The organism is Pseudoalteromonas sp. AOP31-A2-14, from assembly GCF_052378035.1.
Taxonomy (GTDB): domain Bacteria; phylum Pseudomonadota; class Gammaproteobacteria; order Enterobacterales; family Alteromonadaceae; genus Pseudoalteromonas.
Window position 1 is genome coordinate 1,921,360 of the sequence record NZ_JBQSXI010000001.1, and the last position, 15,754, is coordinate 1,937,113.

Annotated in this window: 11 protein-coding genes and 1 pseudogene; 4 read left to right on the forward strand and 8 right to left on the reverse strand. The window is 39.0% G+C overall.

Going from position 1 to position 15,754, the window contains the following annotated elements; all coding sequences use genetic code 11:
* Positions 1-277 precede the first annotated feature (277 nt).
* Entirely contained in the window at positions 278-1,279 is a 1,002-nt protein-coding gene (locus ACT3S9_RS08840; protein WP_441992955.1) for an alpha/beta fold hydrolase, read from the reverse strand.
* 616 nt (positions 1,280-1,895) lie between these two features.
* On the opposite strand from ACT3S9_RS08840, the gene ACT3S9_RS08845 reads away from it, so the two are divergent.
* Positions 1,896-4,112, forward strand: a complete 2,217-nt coding sequence (locus tag ACT3S9_RS08845; protein ID WP_441836111.1) for a TonB-dependent siderophore receptor — start codon at positions 1,896-1,898, stop codon at positions 4,110-4,112.
* 302 nt (positions 4,113-4,414) lie between these two features.
* On the opposite strand, the gene ACT3S9_RS08850 is transcribed toward ACT3S9_RS08845, so the two are convergent.
* Positions 4,415-4,735 (reverse strand): hypothetical protein, encoded by a 321-nt coding sequence (locus tag ACT3S9_RS08850; RefSeq protein WP_441836112.1) that lies wholly within the window; start codon positions 4,733-4,735, stop codon positions 4,415-4,417.
* 325 nt (positions 4,736-5,060) lie between these two features.
* Between ACT3S9_RS08850 and ACT3S9_RS08855 the strand changes: the two are divergent.
* The 3 genes and pseudogenes from ACT3S9_RS08855 to istB form a co-directional block, all read left to right on the forward strand.
* Positions 5,061-5,475: pseudogene (locus tag ACT3S9_RS08855) on the forward strand (TonB-dependent receptor); the annotation flags it as partial.
* Between the two features lie 345 nt (positions 5,476-5,820).
* Positions 5,821-7,314 (forward strand): IS21 family transposase, encoded by a 1,494-nt coding sequence (gene istA / locus ACT3S9_RS08860; RefSeq protein WP_443490040.1) that lies wholly within the window; start codon positions 5,821-5,823, stop codon positions 7,312-7,314.
* A complete protein-coding gene (gene istB / locus ACT3S9_RS08865; protein WP_208835222.1) occupies positions 7,307-8,059 on the forward strand; it encodes an IS21-like element helper ATPase IstB in 753 nt (250 codons plus the stop codon). The genes istA and istB overlap by 8 nt, the downstream gene beginning before the upstream one ends.
* A 9-nt stretch (positions 8,060-8,068) precedes the next feature.
* Here istB and ACT3S9_RS08870 read toward each other — a convergent pair whose 3' ends face one another.
* The 6 genes from ACT3S9_RS08870 to ACT3S9_RS08895 form a co-directional block, all read right to left on the reverse strand.
* Positions 8,069-8,719 (reverse strand): tyrosine-protein phosphatase, encoded by a 651-nt coding sequence (locus ACT3S9_RS08870; protein ID WP_444750891.1) that lies wholly within the window; start codon positions 8,717-8,719, stop codon positions 8,069-8,071.
* A gap of 2 nt (positions 8,720-8,721) precedes the next feature.
* A complete protein-coding gene (locus tag ACT3S9_RS08875) occupies positions 8,722-10,890 on the reverse strand; it encodes a GumC family protein (RefSeq protein ID WP_444750892.1) in 2,169 nt (722 codons plus the stop codon).
* A complete protein-coding gene (locus tag ACT3S9_RS08880; protein WP_444750893.1) occupies positions 10,890-11,405 on the reverse strand; it encodes a polysaccharide biosynthesis/export family protein in 516 nt (171 codons plus the stop codon). The genes ACT3S9_RS08875 and ACT3S9_RS08880 overlap by 1 nt, the downstream gene beginning before the upstream one ends.
* Before the next feature lie 244 nt (positions 11,406-11,649).
* Positions 11,650-13,193, reverse strand: a protein-coding gene (locus ACT3S9_RS08885; protein WP_110957763.1) for an IS3 family transposase whose coding sequence is annotated in 2 segments (ribosomal slippage) — positions 11,650-12,728 and positions 12,728-13,193 — 1,545 coding nt in all. Because the reading frame shifts where the segments join, the coding sequence is not laid out codon by codon here.
* Between the two features lie 47 nt (positions 13,194-13,240).
* Positions 13,241-14,104 carry a polysaccharide pyruvyl transferase family protein gene (locus tag ACT3S9_RS08890; RefSeq protein WP_441836617.1) on the reverse strand — a complete coding sequence of 288 codons (864 nt, stop codon included), beginning with the start codon at positions 14,102-14,104 and terminating at the stop codon, positions 13,241-13,243.
* A 15-nt stretch (positions 14,105-14,119) separates the two neighbouring features.
* On the reverse strand, positions 14,120-15,730 hold the full coding sequence (locus ACT3S9_RS08895; RefSeq protein ID WP_441836616.1) for a hypothetical protein: 1,611 nt from the start codon (positions 15,728-15,730) through the stop codon (positions 14,120-14,122).
* Positions 15,731-15,754: the final 24 nt, after the last annotated feature.

Sequence of the window (15,754 nt, forward strand, 5' to 3'; positions counted from 1 at the left end):
ACAACAAACTGCTTTGTCCTGCTTGAGTAGCTTATTATAATCCATTTTTAGCGCCGAGTGTAAACAGTAAAATTGGGGCCTAAGACCTGTTAAGAAGCAAAATATAACCCACTTTATCTATATTTTAATATTCTTGTATAGATAATAAACTCATCGAACTTTCTTTTGTTATTACGCGTTTTTTAATTATACCTAGAGATAAAAACATAATAAAAGAGCCCCCAAAATAATAGTAGACTTAGATACTAAATCTGCGAACACGTACTCATTAACAAACTTAACGGGATAAAAAATTCAACACCGCGCTATTTACTTTATCAGCCTGATCGACCGTTAAAAAATGACCGGCACTTTGGATTTGTTCGATTTGTACCTGCACTAACATTTTTTTGGCCCGTTCGAGGCTCCCTTGATCGTTCATCATGTCATTATCGCCAATCAGCACTAATGTCGGCAAAGTAACCTGTTGCAGCTGCTGATCCGAAAACGGCCGTAGCTCTGTTATTAAATCAGGCACCGGGTCATCCCTAAGCGCTGCTACGTATAGATCAAGATAAATTGGGTTTATCGCCTGTGGCTGGCTCGACAGACTCTTTAAGCTCTCGTGTACCTGATCGCGATCAGGATTAAGAGTAAAAAAAATACTCGTCAGTAACTCGCTACTGAACTGAATCCAGCCAAAGGTTTGAGCTGGACTTAGTAACACCAAACGCTGAATACGTGACCTATCTCGCGCCGACTCGGCTAATGCAATCGCAGTTGCCTGCCAGCCACCACGCGAAGCGCCAACTAGATGCATCGAGTCCAGTTCCAAAATATCGAACAACTCCTGATACCAGTTAACCAATTGATCCATATCTGTAATGTCTGCGCTCGCACGCGAGCCGCCCGAACCTAGTAAATCATCGATGGCATAAACCCGATAATTTTCGGCCAATGCAGCAATATTAGGGTACCACATAGCTGAGTTTGCCTGCATACCATGCAGCAGCACCACTGGCTCTGCATCAACAGGGCCAGCGACAATCACTCTCGCTTGGCCTAGTGAAGTCGGCACACTGAGCTCCCGATAAGCTGTCGGCCACAAACTCAGAGCACGTTGATAAAGATCAGCATTGGACAACGTATTGGCCGGTTGCAGCTGTAACTTGGCATTTTCGGTGTGACGATCTGGTAGTAAATAGGCAGCCTCTGCCTGTGTAACCTCAGCTTTATCGCCAAACCAATCGCAACCGCCCAGCAGTGTCAGTATTGACAACACGCCTATCAAACTCTTCATCTATATTCCTGTATAAGTATTATTGGTATTTCTAAATTCGAGCCATCATTGGCTCTATAGTGATATATGTATTGATATTAAAAGACCTATTTGCCAACTTAACGCCCATTTAATTGTTCCACTCGACCACCTGCGTAATTCTACTGTCTCTAGTCACATTTATTCAGTACTTGCCTCAGTACTTAAGCATTATCTCGCTAAAATAAAAAATATCAAAGCGGACTTTTTGCTACTGATTTTTAAATTACTATATAAACCATAACCGAGGCCTTATTTGGCTCAACTGCTCAATAAGTGATCATTTAGTACCTCTCGAATCTTTCGAACTATTAAATCATAATAGGACTGTGAGAATTGAAAAATTTAACTTTCATAAAAATGACTAACTCTTTAATTCAAAATTAAATAATTTACTGACTGTTAACATTATCGCCACTAACGTTTTTAGCAAACTTCATGACCCTCTCAAGAAGCCTTGTATTAACTCCTCTAAATTTTCAGCCCTCCCTTCAAGATTAACAAAAGTAAGTAATAGGTTGACTCTAGCTACTGCCAATGAAACAATAAGAATAGTTATCATTTCTATTACTATAAATATTTGGGACATATAAAAAAAATGGAACTAAACCACAGGCTCTACATACCAAGAAGTTCAAATAACTGCGCATCAATTCCTAGTTTTAAAGGCCGCAAAAGTCGTTACTCTTTAGTATTGACAATCGCTGCGGTATTCTCTGGACAAGTGCTTGCAACGCAAGAAACGACAGATAAAAATATAAATAAAGACAACCAAAATATCGAAGTGATTGAGGTGAAAAGCTCACCATTTAGTAATCAAAACCCCACTCGAATCCCTCTGTCAGCTAAAGAATTACCACAGTCTGTAAGTAGCATTTCACGTGAATTGATGGATTTAAGCGCCATTACTGACATTAACGATGTTATGCTAAATGTTCCTGGCGTAAATGTTACACAGTATGATAGTCAGCGACCTTTGTACTTCGCTCGAGGCTTTCAAATTACCGATTTCCAAGTAGATGGTATACCAACTTATAGTGGTTCAACCAATCAAGAATACGACACATCACTATACCAACAAGTCGAAGTCATACGTGGTGCAAATGGCTTACTAAGTGGGGTAGGTTCACCTTCGGCTACCGTCAATATGATACGCAAACGTCCAAAGCAAGAGTTTGACGCGTCAGTTTCGGCAGGTATAGGCTCCTGGGATAAACGTCGTGGTGTTGCAGATATTTCTGTGCCGCTCACTCAGGATGGCAGTATTCGTAGCCGATTAGTCGTTGCTTATCAAGACTCCGATAGTTACCTCGACCGCTATCAAGAAGATAAATTAGCCATGATGGGCATTATTGAAGCCGACATTACTCGCAACACTACCGTGTCATTAGGTTATCAAAACCAAGATAACAATCCAGAAGGCACCACATGGGGCACGATCCCTATCTTCGCCAGTGATGGGGATGAAGCAAACTTACCAGTTACTTCCAGCTATGCGCCTAAATGGACAAAATGGCAACGGGAATCATCGACTGTATTTGCTGATATCGAACATCATTTCAACGACTATTGGAAACTACGCGCAGCGCTAAACCACACTGAGGGTGAACTTGAAAGTTTACGTGTTTATGCTTCTGGTTTCCCTGATCGTGACACTGGTGAAGGCGTATTCTTACGAGGTGCTGCAGGCTCTACCGAAGATACGCGTGATAGCCTAGATCTATACCTTACTGGTAGTTACAATCTATTTAATCGTGAACATGAGCTAATGTTCGGTGCTAATATTAGTCAAAACGAATCTACAAGTTTGAGCTACTCCTCACTGTCTGACTGGTCTTACAATGTACCAGATGCATGGAGTTATAATGGAGAAGCCCCTATACCAGACTATACACCCACTGGGGCGTATCAAAAGAGTAATACTGATCAATATGGTTTTTATGCGGCTACTCGCTTTCGGGTAACTGATATACTATCACTCGTTGGCGGTGCACGTATTACCTCTTGGGAGACAAGCACAAATAACTACGACACTAACGCGTCTTATGTTGATACCACAGGTGATTATAAGGTGAGTAATGAAATTACTCCCTACGTAGGTATTGTTTATGAACTAACTCCATCAACCAGTCTCTATACTAGCTACACGGACATTTTCACGCCGCAAAATTACAAAGATAAAAATAATAATTTGCTTGCTCCCGTACTTGGTAGCAATTTAGAAGCGGGTATCAAAAGTGAATTTTATGATGGTCAAATTATGGCAACCTTCGCTATATTTAATACCAAACAAGACAATTACGGTGTACGAGATCTAACCCAGCCAGATTACTCACTGCCAGATGGAAGCTCAGCTTATAAAGGCATTGATGGCACTGAAAGTGAGGGTGTCGAAATTAGCCTAAGCGGCCATATCAATCAAGGGTGGCTGGTCAATGCAGGTTATACATATGTAGATACCACTCGTAATAAAGATGATCTCATCTGGACTAACTTGCCCGAACATTCAGTTAAGCTTTCAACGCATTATCAGTTCTCTGGTGCGCTTGATAAACTAAATATCGGTGGTGGCATCAAATGGCAAAGTGAAATCACCGGCTATAGTGTAAGCCATCCATTAATCAGTGAAGGCGTGACTTATGAGCAAGATGCTTACATGCTAATTAATCTACATGCTAACTGGCGCTTCAACAAATCGTGGAACGCGACGCTAAGTGCAACAAACGTAACCGACGAGACATATTGGGCTAATATTGACTTTGCCAATTACGGTGAGCCTCAAAACATCAACTTCACAGTTAAATGGACGTATTAGCACACTAACCATAATTAATACCACGCGACTTTATAATCGCGTGGTATTAAAAACAACAAAGTAAACTAATTTTTTACTCGGGTACAACTAACATAAGGTTTAACTTAAAAAAGATAAAAAATTAAGCTCCTTGCGATTACAAAGCAGTAAAAAAAATCAAACTAGACTTACGACCCAAAAAGGCTAACTCTGCAGTATCAACGCGACTTTAGCGCTTGTTAAGTTCTTTTTGCAGTGACAATCAGGCTGTTTGTATAGCTAAACCCATAACCATAACCATATCAGCCATAACCATAGCCATATCAGCCATAACCTTTCCCTTCAAAACCACCTGAATTCACCTTATAACTCCAATCATAAGCTCCTGAAGTTATAGGTGTAACTGATACGATTTCAAAACCATCTCTATTTAATTTTTCAACCTCTTGAGCCAAGTCACTAGCTAACCGTGCGCTATCAATACTGCAATCTGACCAACCAGTTTGTTCCCACTTAGTTTCTTTACGTGTGACATCTTTCTCGCCACCAAAGAAGCCTTTTTTCTTCTCACCAGTTGGAACCTTAATTTTTTTATCTTTTCCAATAGGTTCAAAAAATGCGGGGATATATACGACTTTATTCAATGGATACCTCCTTGGCACTTAACTGCGTATTACCAAAATACCGATAAACACTCGCCAGTTATTATCAGAAACAGGCAGAACACGCATTAAAATTTATAATACTTTTTTATAAAATCATCAACAATCGTACCTTATAACAATAAAAATAAGCCGTTATAGCGAGAACTTATTTAATCGAGAAATTTCAGGACTATCCTATTCATTCACAAAACAGGAGAAAGCGTTACCAACGGTACTAACCCATGAAGAGGCTTTTACGCCGGCTTCAGTTACACAGACCTTTGCACTTGCCATTATGGAAGAGAAGCGATTTAGTGATCTATTGGTACAATTAAGTGAGCGCATGGAACGCGTTACTCTTAAGGCCAATAATGTATCACTTCAAAAGTTAGACACTCACGAACACGATGATCACGACAATCATGACGATAAACACGCCAATTAGCCTTTCTGCGGGTGTAGCGTGAGTCTTCACTTCAGGTTACAACGTGGTTATTTCAGTATCGTGTTCTGAGCGCACACCCGCTGTCCCTGAGTTATTATCGTTTGGCCCGCATATTACCGTGGGCAACTATGAAGTAGACAATTATTACGACCAAACCGCGACTGACTTATACGCTAAAAGTGGACACGACCACGGGGAAGAAAGCATAAAGCACGACGAACACTCTGGCGAATTATCTGTGTACTTATTTAAAACTGGTGATGTGGTTTTACATAGCTTTGAAGCACAAGTTGCTGAGCTATTCTGACTTTACAAACCCAAAATAGATAAGTCTCTAATTTGTGGTTGATCAATTAAATGCACGTTACTAGAACAATTAAAAAACTAGGCTCTTTATTTTATAAGCTTATTCACCATCAAACAGCGTCTGAGTCAGTTTTTGTGGCATAATTTTGAAAAGCATTTCAGCCCTCGCTTTACTAAACTCTTTTTCGACAAAATCAAAAGCCTTTGACAATATTGGCGGCCTTCTTTTTACATTATGCCCTATTAAGCGACAATTACGGTGGCCGGTCTAGCGACAATTATCTTGGCCGGTTGATCTGATAAGGTTCGGTACAGCAGAACGGAGGAGTTCACTGTGCCGGGAACACGAATCACTGATCAGCAGGTCACTATTTATATGAAACATAGAAAACGTAATAGCCAAGTTATCGCGGCTGCGAAAGCAGGTATTTCAGAACGTTCAGCAAGGCGCATTGATAAACTGGATGAGCAGCCATTGTCTAATAAACGCCAATGGCGAACGCGTATAGATCCACTTGAGTCTATCTGGGACAGTATTGTTGTCCCTCTACTTCAAGGTGATGCAACGTTAACTCCGGTGGGAATTTTTGATCACCTTTGCGAGTTTCACACCGACAAATTTAACCCTAGCTCACGGCGTACATTAGAGCGTCGAATTCATAAATGGCGGGCACTGTATGGCTCAAGTAAAGAGGTCGTATTCCTGCAAACACACGAGTATGGCCTATTAGGTATGTGTGATTTTACACATGTGAAGTCACCCGTTACCATTGCTAGTGAACCCTTAAAGCATATGTTGTTTCATTATCGTATGCCCGCCAGTGGCTGGGCTTACGCCCAAGTGATCTACGGCGGTGAAAGCTTTGCTGCTTTTTCTGATGGCGTGCAAAACGCATTTAAAGCAGCCGGCGGTGTGCCTAAAGAAGTGCGTACAGACAGTCTGAGTGCCGCCTATCGTAATCACACTAATGATAACGATTTTACAGAGCGCTTTAATGAATTAGTCACCCATTATGGCTTTAAAGCGACCCGCAATAACCGCGGTATTGCGCATGAAAATGGGGCTATTGAGAGCCCTCATGGGCATCTTAAATCGCAACTGGAGCAAGCATTAAAAATCCGTGGTAGTTATGACTTTCAGACAAGAGAAGTCTATGAATCGTTTGTTGCCGACATTGTAGCTCGCCGTAATCGCCGTGTAAGTGATAAATACGCAGTAGAGCAGCGACAATTACATGCTTTACCACGGACGATGAGCGTCAATTACACCGAGCATTATCTAACGGTGTCACGTACGAGTACTATTTCATTGAAACGTGTTACCTATAGCGTCCCGTCACGCCTTATTGGTAGCCGATTACTGGTTCGTTTATATGACAACCGTTTAGAGCTGCACTATGGCAGCGATTTAGTTCAAACGTTAGCGCGTGTCTATGCTTCTAAAGGATGCCGTGCACGTAATATTAGTTACTTGCATGTTATTGACGCACTGGTTAAAAAACCATTGGCATTTCGCTACTCACAACTACGTGACGACTTACTTCCAAGCGACAATTACAAAGCTATTTGGGAATACGTTAATGCCCACCTTTTAGCGGATGAAGCGAGCTATTACATGGTAAAACTGCTCCATTTAGCAAAACAAAGTGGGTGCGAACGTCAATTAGGACGATTTGTAGCAGCGTCAATTACTCAGCGACAATTACCGGCCATCCGAGAATGTGAAGCGCAATTTTTAGTGATTGCATCAAACATACCCACAATAACAATAAAGCAACACAGCTTGAGCGCTTATAGCAGCATGATACCGGGAGGTCTACATGGATAACTTCACGGCCTCGTTACCTTTAATGCTGAAACAATTAAAGCTTAGCACCATGCTTCAACAGTGGAATACCCTGGGCAAAAAAGCGATAGAAGAACAATGGAGCCCACAGCAATACTTATCTGAGCTGTGCCATATTGAACTTGCGACACGCGATGATAAACGCCTTCAGCGGCTTTTAAAAGATGCAAAATTGCCCGTGGGTAAACACCTTAGCAGCTTCGACTTTACCCTTGTTGATGGGGTTAGTAAGCCCCTTGTTGCTGATTTAATAAATCAGCCGGATTGGTTGAAGCACGGTGGCAATATATTGCTATTTGGCGCCAGTGGTCTTGGTAAAACGCATATCGCCAGTAGTATCGGTTATGGCCTTATCGAGCAGGGCCATAAAGTTAAGTTTGTTGCCGCGTCAGCGATTGTTCAACAACTCCAGCAAGCAAAGCGACATTTACGCTTGCAAGACGAACTTGTAAAGCTCGATAAATACAGCTTATTAATCGTTGATGACGTTGGTTACGTACGAAAAACGGAACAGGAAACGAGCGTGCTGTTTGAATTGATAGCCCATCGCTATGAGCGACACAGCATGATCATCACATCAAACAAATCATTCGAACAATGGGATGAACTATTTGATGATTCAACGATGACTGTAGCGGCAATAGATCGCTTGGTTCATCATGCAACGATTATTCATTGCGAAGGTGAAAGTTACCGACGCAAAACAGCGCTCAATAAGAGCAAATAAAATTCGGTGTCAACCGGCCAAGATAATTGACGCGGAACCGGCCAAGTTAATTGACGCTAGATAATGCCCATCGCTTGCAACAACACTCACCTTATCTTCTTTTAATAATATTTTTGAATAATTTTGAGAGGCTTCACCAAATCCGCCTGTTATGCTGGCTGCTGTGACTTGCGTTAAGCAACCCAACCTTAAAAATGGGTTAAGAAGTTGCGGTGATCTCAACAACTCTCGATTACGCTCAGGATGCACTAATAACGAACGGTAACCATTAGCAAACAACCACTTCACAAAATTTTCAGAGCCTGGAGGTACATGACTATGCGGAAATTCTAACAATATCGTTTCTAATCCATCAGATACACCTAATGTTGGAATATCCCCGGCCTTCAATTTTGCCATTAACTCAATATCTAGCCTTAATTCGGAAGCTGCGGCAACTTTGATTGTAAGCTCACTTTCTTTTATGATTTTTTTTAGCGTTTGTAGACCTGCCATTATAGTTTTAGTTGAGTTTTCGAATCGCCCATAATGTATGTGGGGAGTCACCACTATATGAGTCGTGCCATCATTTTGTGCTAAGCGCAAAAGAGATAAAGCATCGACTTCATCTCTAGCGCCATCGTCAATACCTGGGATCAGGTGAGAGTGGATGTCATACATACCTATGAAGGTTTATCTGAGTAAGAGTAATAATCATAATATCCATTATACCCTTGGACTTTCGCTATTTTATCAGTATCCACTTGATTAAGTACAACGCCTGCCAGTTTAGCTTCATCTTGTAGTAAACGTCCTAATCCACTTTTTACTACTGAAATATGAGTATCATCACTTTTTACCACATAAATAACACTATCTGCCGTTTTAGAAATCATCAATGAATCACTAACAGCTTCCACAGGTGCAGTATCGATAATAATTCTATCGTATTGACCTTTTAATAATTCAATAATTTTAGTGAAACGTCTACTTGATAGTAACTCAAGAGGATTTGGTGGCAATTGACCACAAGGCATGACTGTAATACCGCTTTGTTCATCATGATATAGGCAATTTTCAATCTTATCTGTACCTGATATTAAGTTAGATAAACCAGGATGATAACTCGGCATATCAAAGTGCTTACAAATACTTGGTTTTCGCATATCCGCATCAATTAGTAGTACTTTTTCAATTTGTCCCAGTGAAAAGGCTAAGTTTATAGAAGTGGTCGTTTTACCCTCTCCTGGCACAGATGAAGTTATTTCAATAACTTTTTGATTAGTGTTATCCATCAAAGACAGGACAATACCTGTTCGAAGTGTTCTTATCGCCTCAGAAAATTGATTTTTATCTTTATTAAAAAAAGCTCGCGCATCAAGTGAACCGCCTTTTGATAGTGGGATCAACCCTAACATGCGCATTGATAATTTGTTTTCGATATCAGTATGGCTCTTAATCGTGTCATCAAGTAATTCAAAGAGTATTATTAAACCAGTAAAAAACATTACACTCAAAATAAAAGACGCAGCGACAATTAATTTACGGTTTGGTTTAACTGGATAAATACTCGGGGATGCAAAGCCAGTAAACCTTGCGGGGGTTGTTTTATAACCACTTGTAGCCTCAGTTTCTCGCGAACGCTCTAAGAAGGTATTATATAGATTACGGTTAGTATCTACCTCAACTTTCAACGCTGTATAATGCGAATCTAATTTAGTAATTTCATTATATTTCTTACGAATATTAACCAATTCCTGTTGGTATTGTTTTACTCGCTCATTGGCGGCGTAAGATTCTTTTTCAATACCAGAAATAAGTGAACGTATTTGTGAGTTAACCTGCTCTTTACGCATATTAAGCTCTTCACTTGCGGCAATTAACTTCGGATGCTTTGGACCATACCTTTTGGCTAATTCAGCATATTTAAGTTCTGCAAGCTCTAATTGAGCACGGCCAGCAGATACAGAACTATGGCTCATTATTTCAGGTAAAGATTTTAAACTTTCAAAATCTGACTTACCTAATTTGTTAATCATATTTAAAATACTATCAACTTTACTCTTATCACTTTGTGCAATCGCCAGCGTCTGTTGAGTACTTTCAAGCTCATTATCAATTCGTGTGACCGCACTTTCTATATCAACAATATTATTTTCTTGACGAAAGTTCTCAAAGGCAGCTTCAGAACGCTCAAGCTGAGTTGTTAAATCCGCCATTTTATCGCTCATCCACGTAGTTGCTTCGCGAGTGACGCCCATTTTGGCTTCTAACTGAGTTTCAATGTATGCCTCTCCAACCGCGTTCGCGATTTCGGCGGCTAACTTGCGATCTGTAGCCTCATAGCTAATATGGACTAATTGCGTGCCCATTATAGGTTCTACAGTTAAGCGTTCTCTGAATTCGTTGATTAAATTTACTAATTTGTATTCATCATTTAATTCAGATTTCGGTTGCTCATAACCTATTAATGTATAAAGTTCACCTTTTATATCAAACGAACTATCATCTTCATTAAATTCTGGGTTATCGGATAAATTAAGCTTCTTTATTACTGCAAGCGCAATATATTTCGATTTTAAAATTGCAAACTGAGTACTGTAATATTCTCTTTTTGTTGTATCAAAGCCATACATTTCATCAACTGAAGCCATATTTTTTTGTTCAGGTTCTATCAGTAATGTTGCTGTTGATTCGTAGATTGGCTTTATCTGCATAACGACAAAAGCTGTAATTATTGAGATAAATAGAGAAGCAAAGATTATTCTCCATTTATACTGAAGGCATGCATATAGATAACGCTTAAAATCTAGGTTATTACTTTTATCTGCAAAGGGTTTATTCGAATCCATTAGAAAAACCTCTGTTCAACGGTTAAAGTATCACCCGCATTGACGGTCGAGTTTAATGTAGCATCAATTTGCTGTGATTTATTTTTTTCTCTAAAAAGAAAGATTTTATCTTTAGAGGCTCTTTCAGTTAATCCACCAGCAATTGCAATTGCCTGATTAACCGTCATCCCAGGTTGATAAGGATAACTTCCTGGAGTTTGAACCTCACCATGTATAAAGAAAGGTCTATATTGCGTAACCGTCACGTTTACTGTTGGCTCTATTAGGTAGTTACCTTTGAGCCCTCTGTAGATTTTATCTTGTAACGCATTCTCAGTTAGACCATTAATTTTCATCTCCCCTAAAAACGGGTAATTTAATTTACCTGAGCGACTAATTTTGGTCTCTAGAGAAAGTTCATCTTCGCCATAAACGGTGATCTGTATAATATCCCCCGTATCTAGAAGATAATTTGTTTGTTCTGCAAATGAAGATACTGAAAATAGCAGTACCAAAAGAGAGTAAAAAAATTTCATCTTTATCCTTACATTGAAATTTTAAAGTTGAAACCAACTAAGGTTTTATCATATTTAAACTGTTCTAAATTTGAATTTTTATCTTGTAGTGTTCCATAGATGCTTATCTCCAACCACCTTGCAGTACTGTGCACAAGTGCAATACTAAATTCCTGAGAGTCATCTTCGCGTTGGACACCTTCATAATCATCATTTACAAAGCTATAAGACGGTGTTTGTCAAACTAGTTGTCGCGATCACTACGTTATGCACTCTCAGCCTTGACACTATTTTGTTCAGGGTTTAAGTACACTTCTTTTGGTAAATCCCAATTACGGATATTACCGCTCCAGCGCTCAGGGTGAGCATCTTTAGCACCTTGATAAACTTCTTTTCTATTAGCCAATATGTCACCCGCTAATCCTGAATGCCTTTGATGTGGGCTGACGTATTTGATGCCACTATGTTTGTGGTTAAAATTATACCAGTGGCTAAATTTCAACACCCAACTACGCGCCTCATCAATTGTTGAAAACCCTTTATACGGATAGTCAGGGCGATATTTACACGTTTTAAATATCGACTCAGCATAAGCATTATCATTGCTCACCCTAGGACGATTAAAAGACGACACGACACCTAAACTATAAAGTGTTTCAAGCATTGATGAGCCTTTCATTGGGCTTCCATTATCCGAATGCAGTACCAGAGGATTATCTTTAACTCCTTCTTTTAAATGAGCTTTCTTAATTAATATTGATGCATTTTCTGCTGATTCGTCATCATGAATTTCCCATCCAACAATCTTTCGACTAAATATATCGAGTATCAAATATAAATAAAAATGCAGCCCTTTAGCGGGGCCTGGTAACCAAGTAATATCCCAACACCACACTTGGTTTGGCCCTGTAGCACAGTGTGTCGTCGGTACTTTTCTCTCTTTTATCTGACTACGTCCGCGAGCGTTTTGCTGTTTTTCTTCATGAAGAACACGATAATATGTTGATTCAGAAGCAAGATAAATACCCTCATCTGCTAATGTAGGGACGATTTGGCTTGGTGGTAAGCTCTTAAAATCATCGCTATTAACGATGGCTAATATGTTATCTCTCTCTGCTTTTGATAGCTTATTTTTTGGCTCAGGGCGCTGAGATATTGGTCTACCATCTGTTTTTATGTTCCCGTCAACAGTCCAACGTTGATACGTCCGGACACTGATCCCAAGTTCACGGCAAGCTTTAAACTTTGGCGCACCAGAACTCACAGCTTCATTAACTAGTTTAACTGCTTGAATGCGAGCTGAGTCGAGGATCATTCGTCCTCGGCTTCCCCCCAGATCGCATTTGCTTTTTTTCTTAACACCAATAGTGCTGCGGTTTCAGCGAGTGCCTTATCTTTTCGACGTAGCTCCTTTTCTAATTGATTGATCTGTTTTTTATCTTTCTTTGTTTCGGTGGAGAAGGCTTTTTCTTGCTCTTTAACGTTAGCGTTTGCATCTATACACGCATTTCGCCAAGCCGATACTTGTTCCACATAAAGACCTTTGCCTCGGCAATATTCCGCTAACTCAGCTTGATTTAAAGAGGCTGTTTCCAACACGACTGAGAATTTATTTGCTGATGACCACTGCTCAGCATTCTTTCCATCACCTGGCACTAAATGCCCCTTATCAATTGCTTGTTTTCGCCAATTATACAAGGTTGATTCACCAATCCCCATCTCGATTGATAATTGGGCTATTGCTATATTATTTGGAGGCATCATCTTCTGAAGAGCCGACTCTTTGCTTTGCGCTGAATAATGTTTCATTGTTACTCCACGCCCTCTGTTTAATGGTTGAATATTAAGCGCGACAACTAGTCTGACAGAGAGGGATCCCCTAAAGGTGATGTTAATACATGTGGGATCAATACAATTTTCGAGTTTGTATCCTCTAAAATTCGTATTATTAACTGCTCAATACATTTATTATAATCGGTTCTAAATTGGTATCTATTTTTAGCTTGTTCAGGATCATTATAGATTAGCCCACTTATATTAATACCAAGCACATCATCATCTGACTCTAACCACTTAATTACTTTAGGGTTAATTTTATGACTTGATTCTTTAACAGGTAATGCAAATGCCATATCTACACCTACTTTATGTATATTTGGGTTAAACTTATCCCCTAATAAATCTTTTAATACTTCATACGATCTTAAATCTCTAGCCCAAGCCATTTTAGAATTAATAACTAAATGCCTAGCTTCATTTTTTGTCTTATCTGACCTAAATGGACCGTAAGTTTGTGGAAGTAGAACAAGTGGTATTTTATTTTTTATAGCAAAATATTTTGGCGCATTTACTAGGTTGAAACGAAATGTTCCATAAAGATCTGTAAAACTATCTCCTCCACTTACGTCTAAAAAAGCATCCGCGCTCAGTAGATGTTTGCAGTTAGCATTTGTGAAGCCATTAAAATATGCAGATACATTTAAATTTAAGTAACTTTGTTTTTGATAGAATTTTTTACTTAATTTTGCACCGCATAAATTTACCTCAATCGAATCACCTTCAGTAGTAAAAAGACTTTTACGGACCCCTTTTTTAGAGTCTAGGACTGTGAATAAGTTGTCTTTATTCACTTGGTACAAACCAGAAATAGCAGCATTACCTAATGCTGAAACACCTAAATTACTAGTTCCTGGATCTGAACCACAAACTACAAAATGCATGTTATAACCTTATAGTTAATTGATATATTTGTTCTTTAATTCGTTTATACGTTGCTTTGCCCAGCAAGCTGTTACTAAAAACCCTAATTGCTTTGTGTAAGAGTCTGGATTATGAAGGATCAAAAGAATATGATTTTCATTCATCGATAAGTATTTTCTCATTATTTCTGATACTTGATGATTAATAGATTTATCCTGAATTAACACTTTTATAACTGAGTTTGACCCTAAATCATCCTGACTTTTGATACCTAAAGAACGTTTGTATAGTTTATTTGCAATACGAGTAACTTTATTATTACGTATAAAATTACTACCTAGCTGACTTGCATAAGGTACTTCAGCAATTTTAGGATGCAATTTTTTCACTAGTGATAGCTGGGCTTGACGATTTTTTCTCAAGTCTAAAGGAACAGATAGAGCCCAATCTAAATAAGGGTCTGTAAGTAAAGGTGCGCATACGTCATAATAATTTGATGAAGCCTTCAAAACGGGTCCCACCCAGTTGGTCACTCTATGCTGTGCATACAGCGAAACTAAACTAGATCTCCAAGCTTGGGCATTATTTGTATTTAATAAGCCTGCGAGTTCGCTTTTTAATTTTTCATGTTGATATTCATGCCCTCCGACATGATTAACTAACAAATTACCAGAAGAATAAAGACGTTTTTTCATCCATTTATCAAATATATATGGGTGAGATATTAATTTATCAAAAGGCGTAAAATAAAAATCCCCTGCACACTCTCCACCTACACCGGTTACTTGACCTTTCCTGTAGGGTTCTAATTGTTTATATACGTTTGGCATCCAGCTATATGAAGCTGCATTCAGAGAAAAGCCAGACATTACAGCAAAATTATAGCCATCTTTTAGTATAGAATCGGCATTATAATCTTGGTTCAAAAGGTAATGTGCAGAGTTTGATGATTGACTAATTAATTGTGCAACTTGCACATCAGGATCAGAATCATTGCCAATGGTAAAATTTTGCCTAGGAGCTTTACCACCAGCAAGCCCTAAGGCATATACTAAACGACTATCTATACCGCCGGTAAGCTCAGAAATATAATTATCATCAAAATTTTTCGCTACAAAACCAAGTAATATATCGAATAATTGTTCGGTGGCATGACTGTATGACAGTGGCTTAGGACTCTTAGATTTTAGCGTGAGCCGCCCATTCTCTAATTCTAGATATTCATTTACGCGTAGTTTATATATATTATCAAATATAGAAGTATTATCTATGCGAAAGCCCATAACAAGGTCTTGATAAAGCGCTTCTTTAGATAAGTCACAATCGAACAAAGCAGCAATTACATCTGGTTGCGAAGATATCGCGCAGATCCCATTGGCATTTCTTATATAGTATACAGCACTAACCCCGTGCTTTGATGGGCTAAAAATAAAGCCGTTAGATGTTTTACTGAGATTTATAGCAAGGGGGTTCAACCCATCAAAAAAGTCTGAAGTACTATTTATTTTAATATTATTATTAGACCCTTCACAGTAGAAAAAAGAGAATACATCTAACTTGATTACTTGGTTGTACATTTTTTTGAGAGTTATTTTTAACTCACTGGGGTTAATGAGTAAAAAATCACCGTTTTTCTTATTATTCATATCCTTTGAATACCTAACTTACCA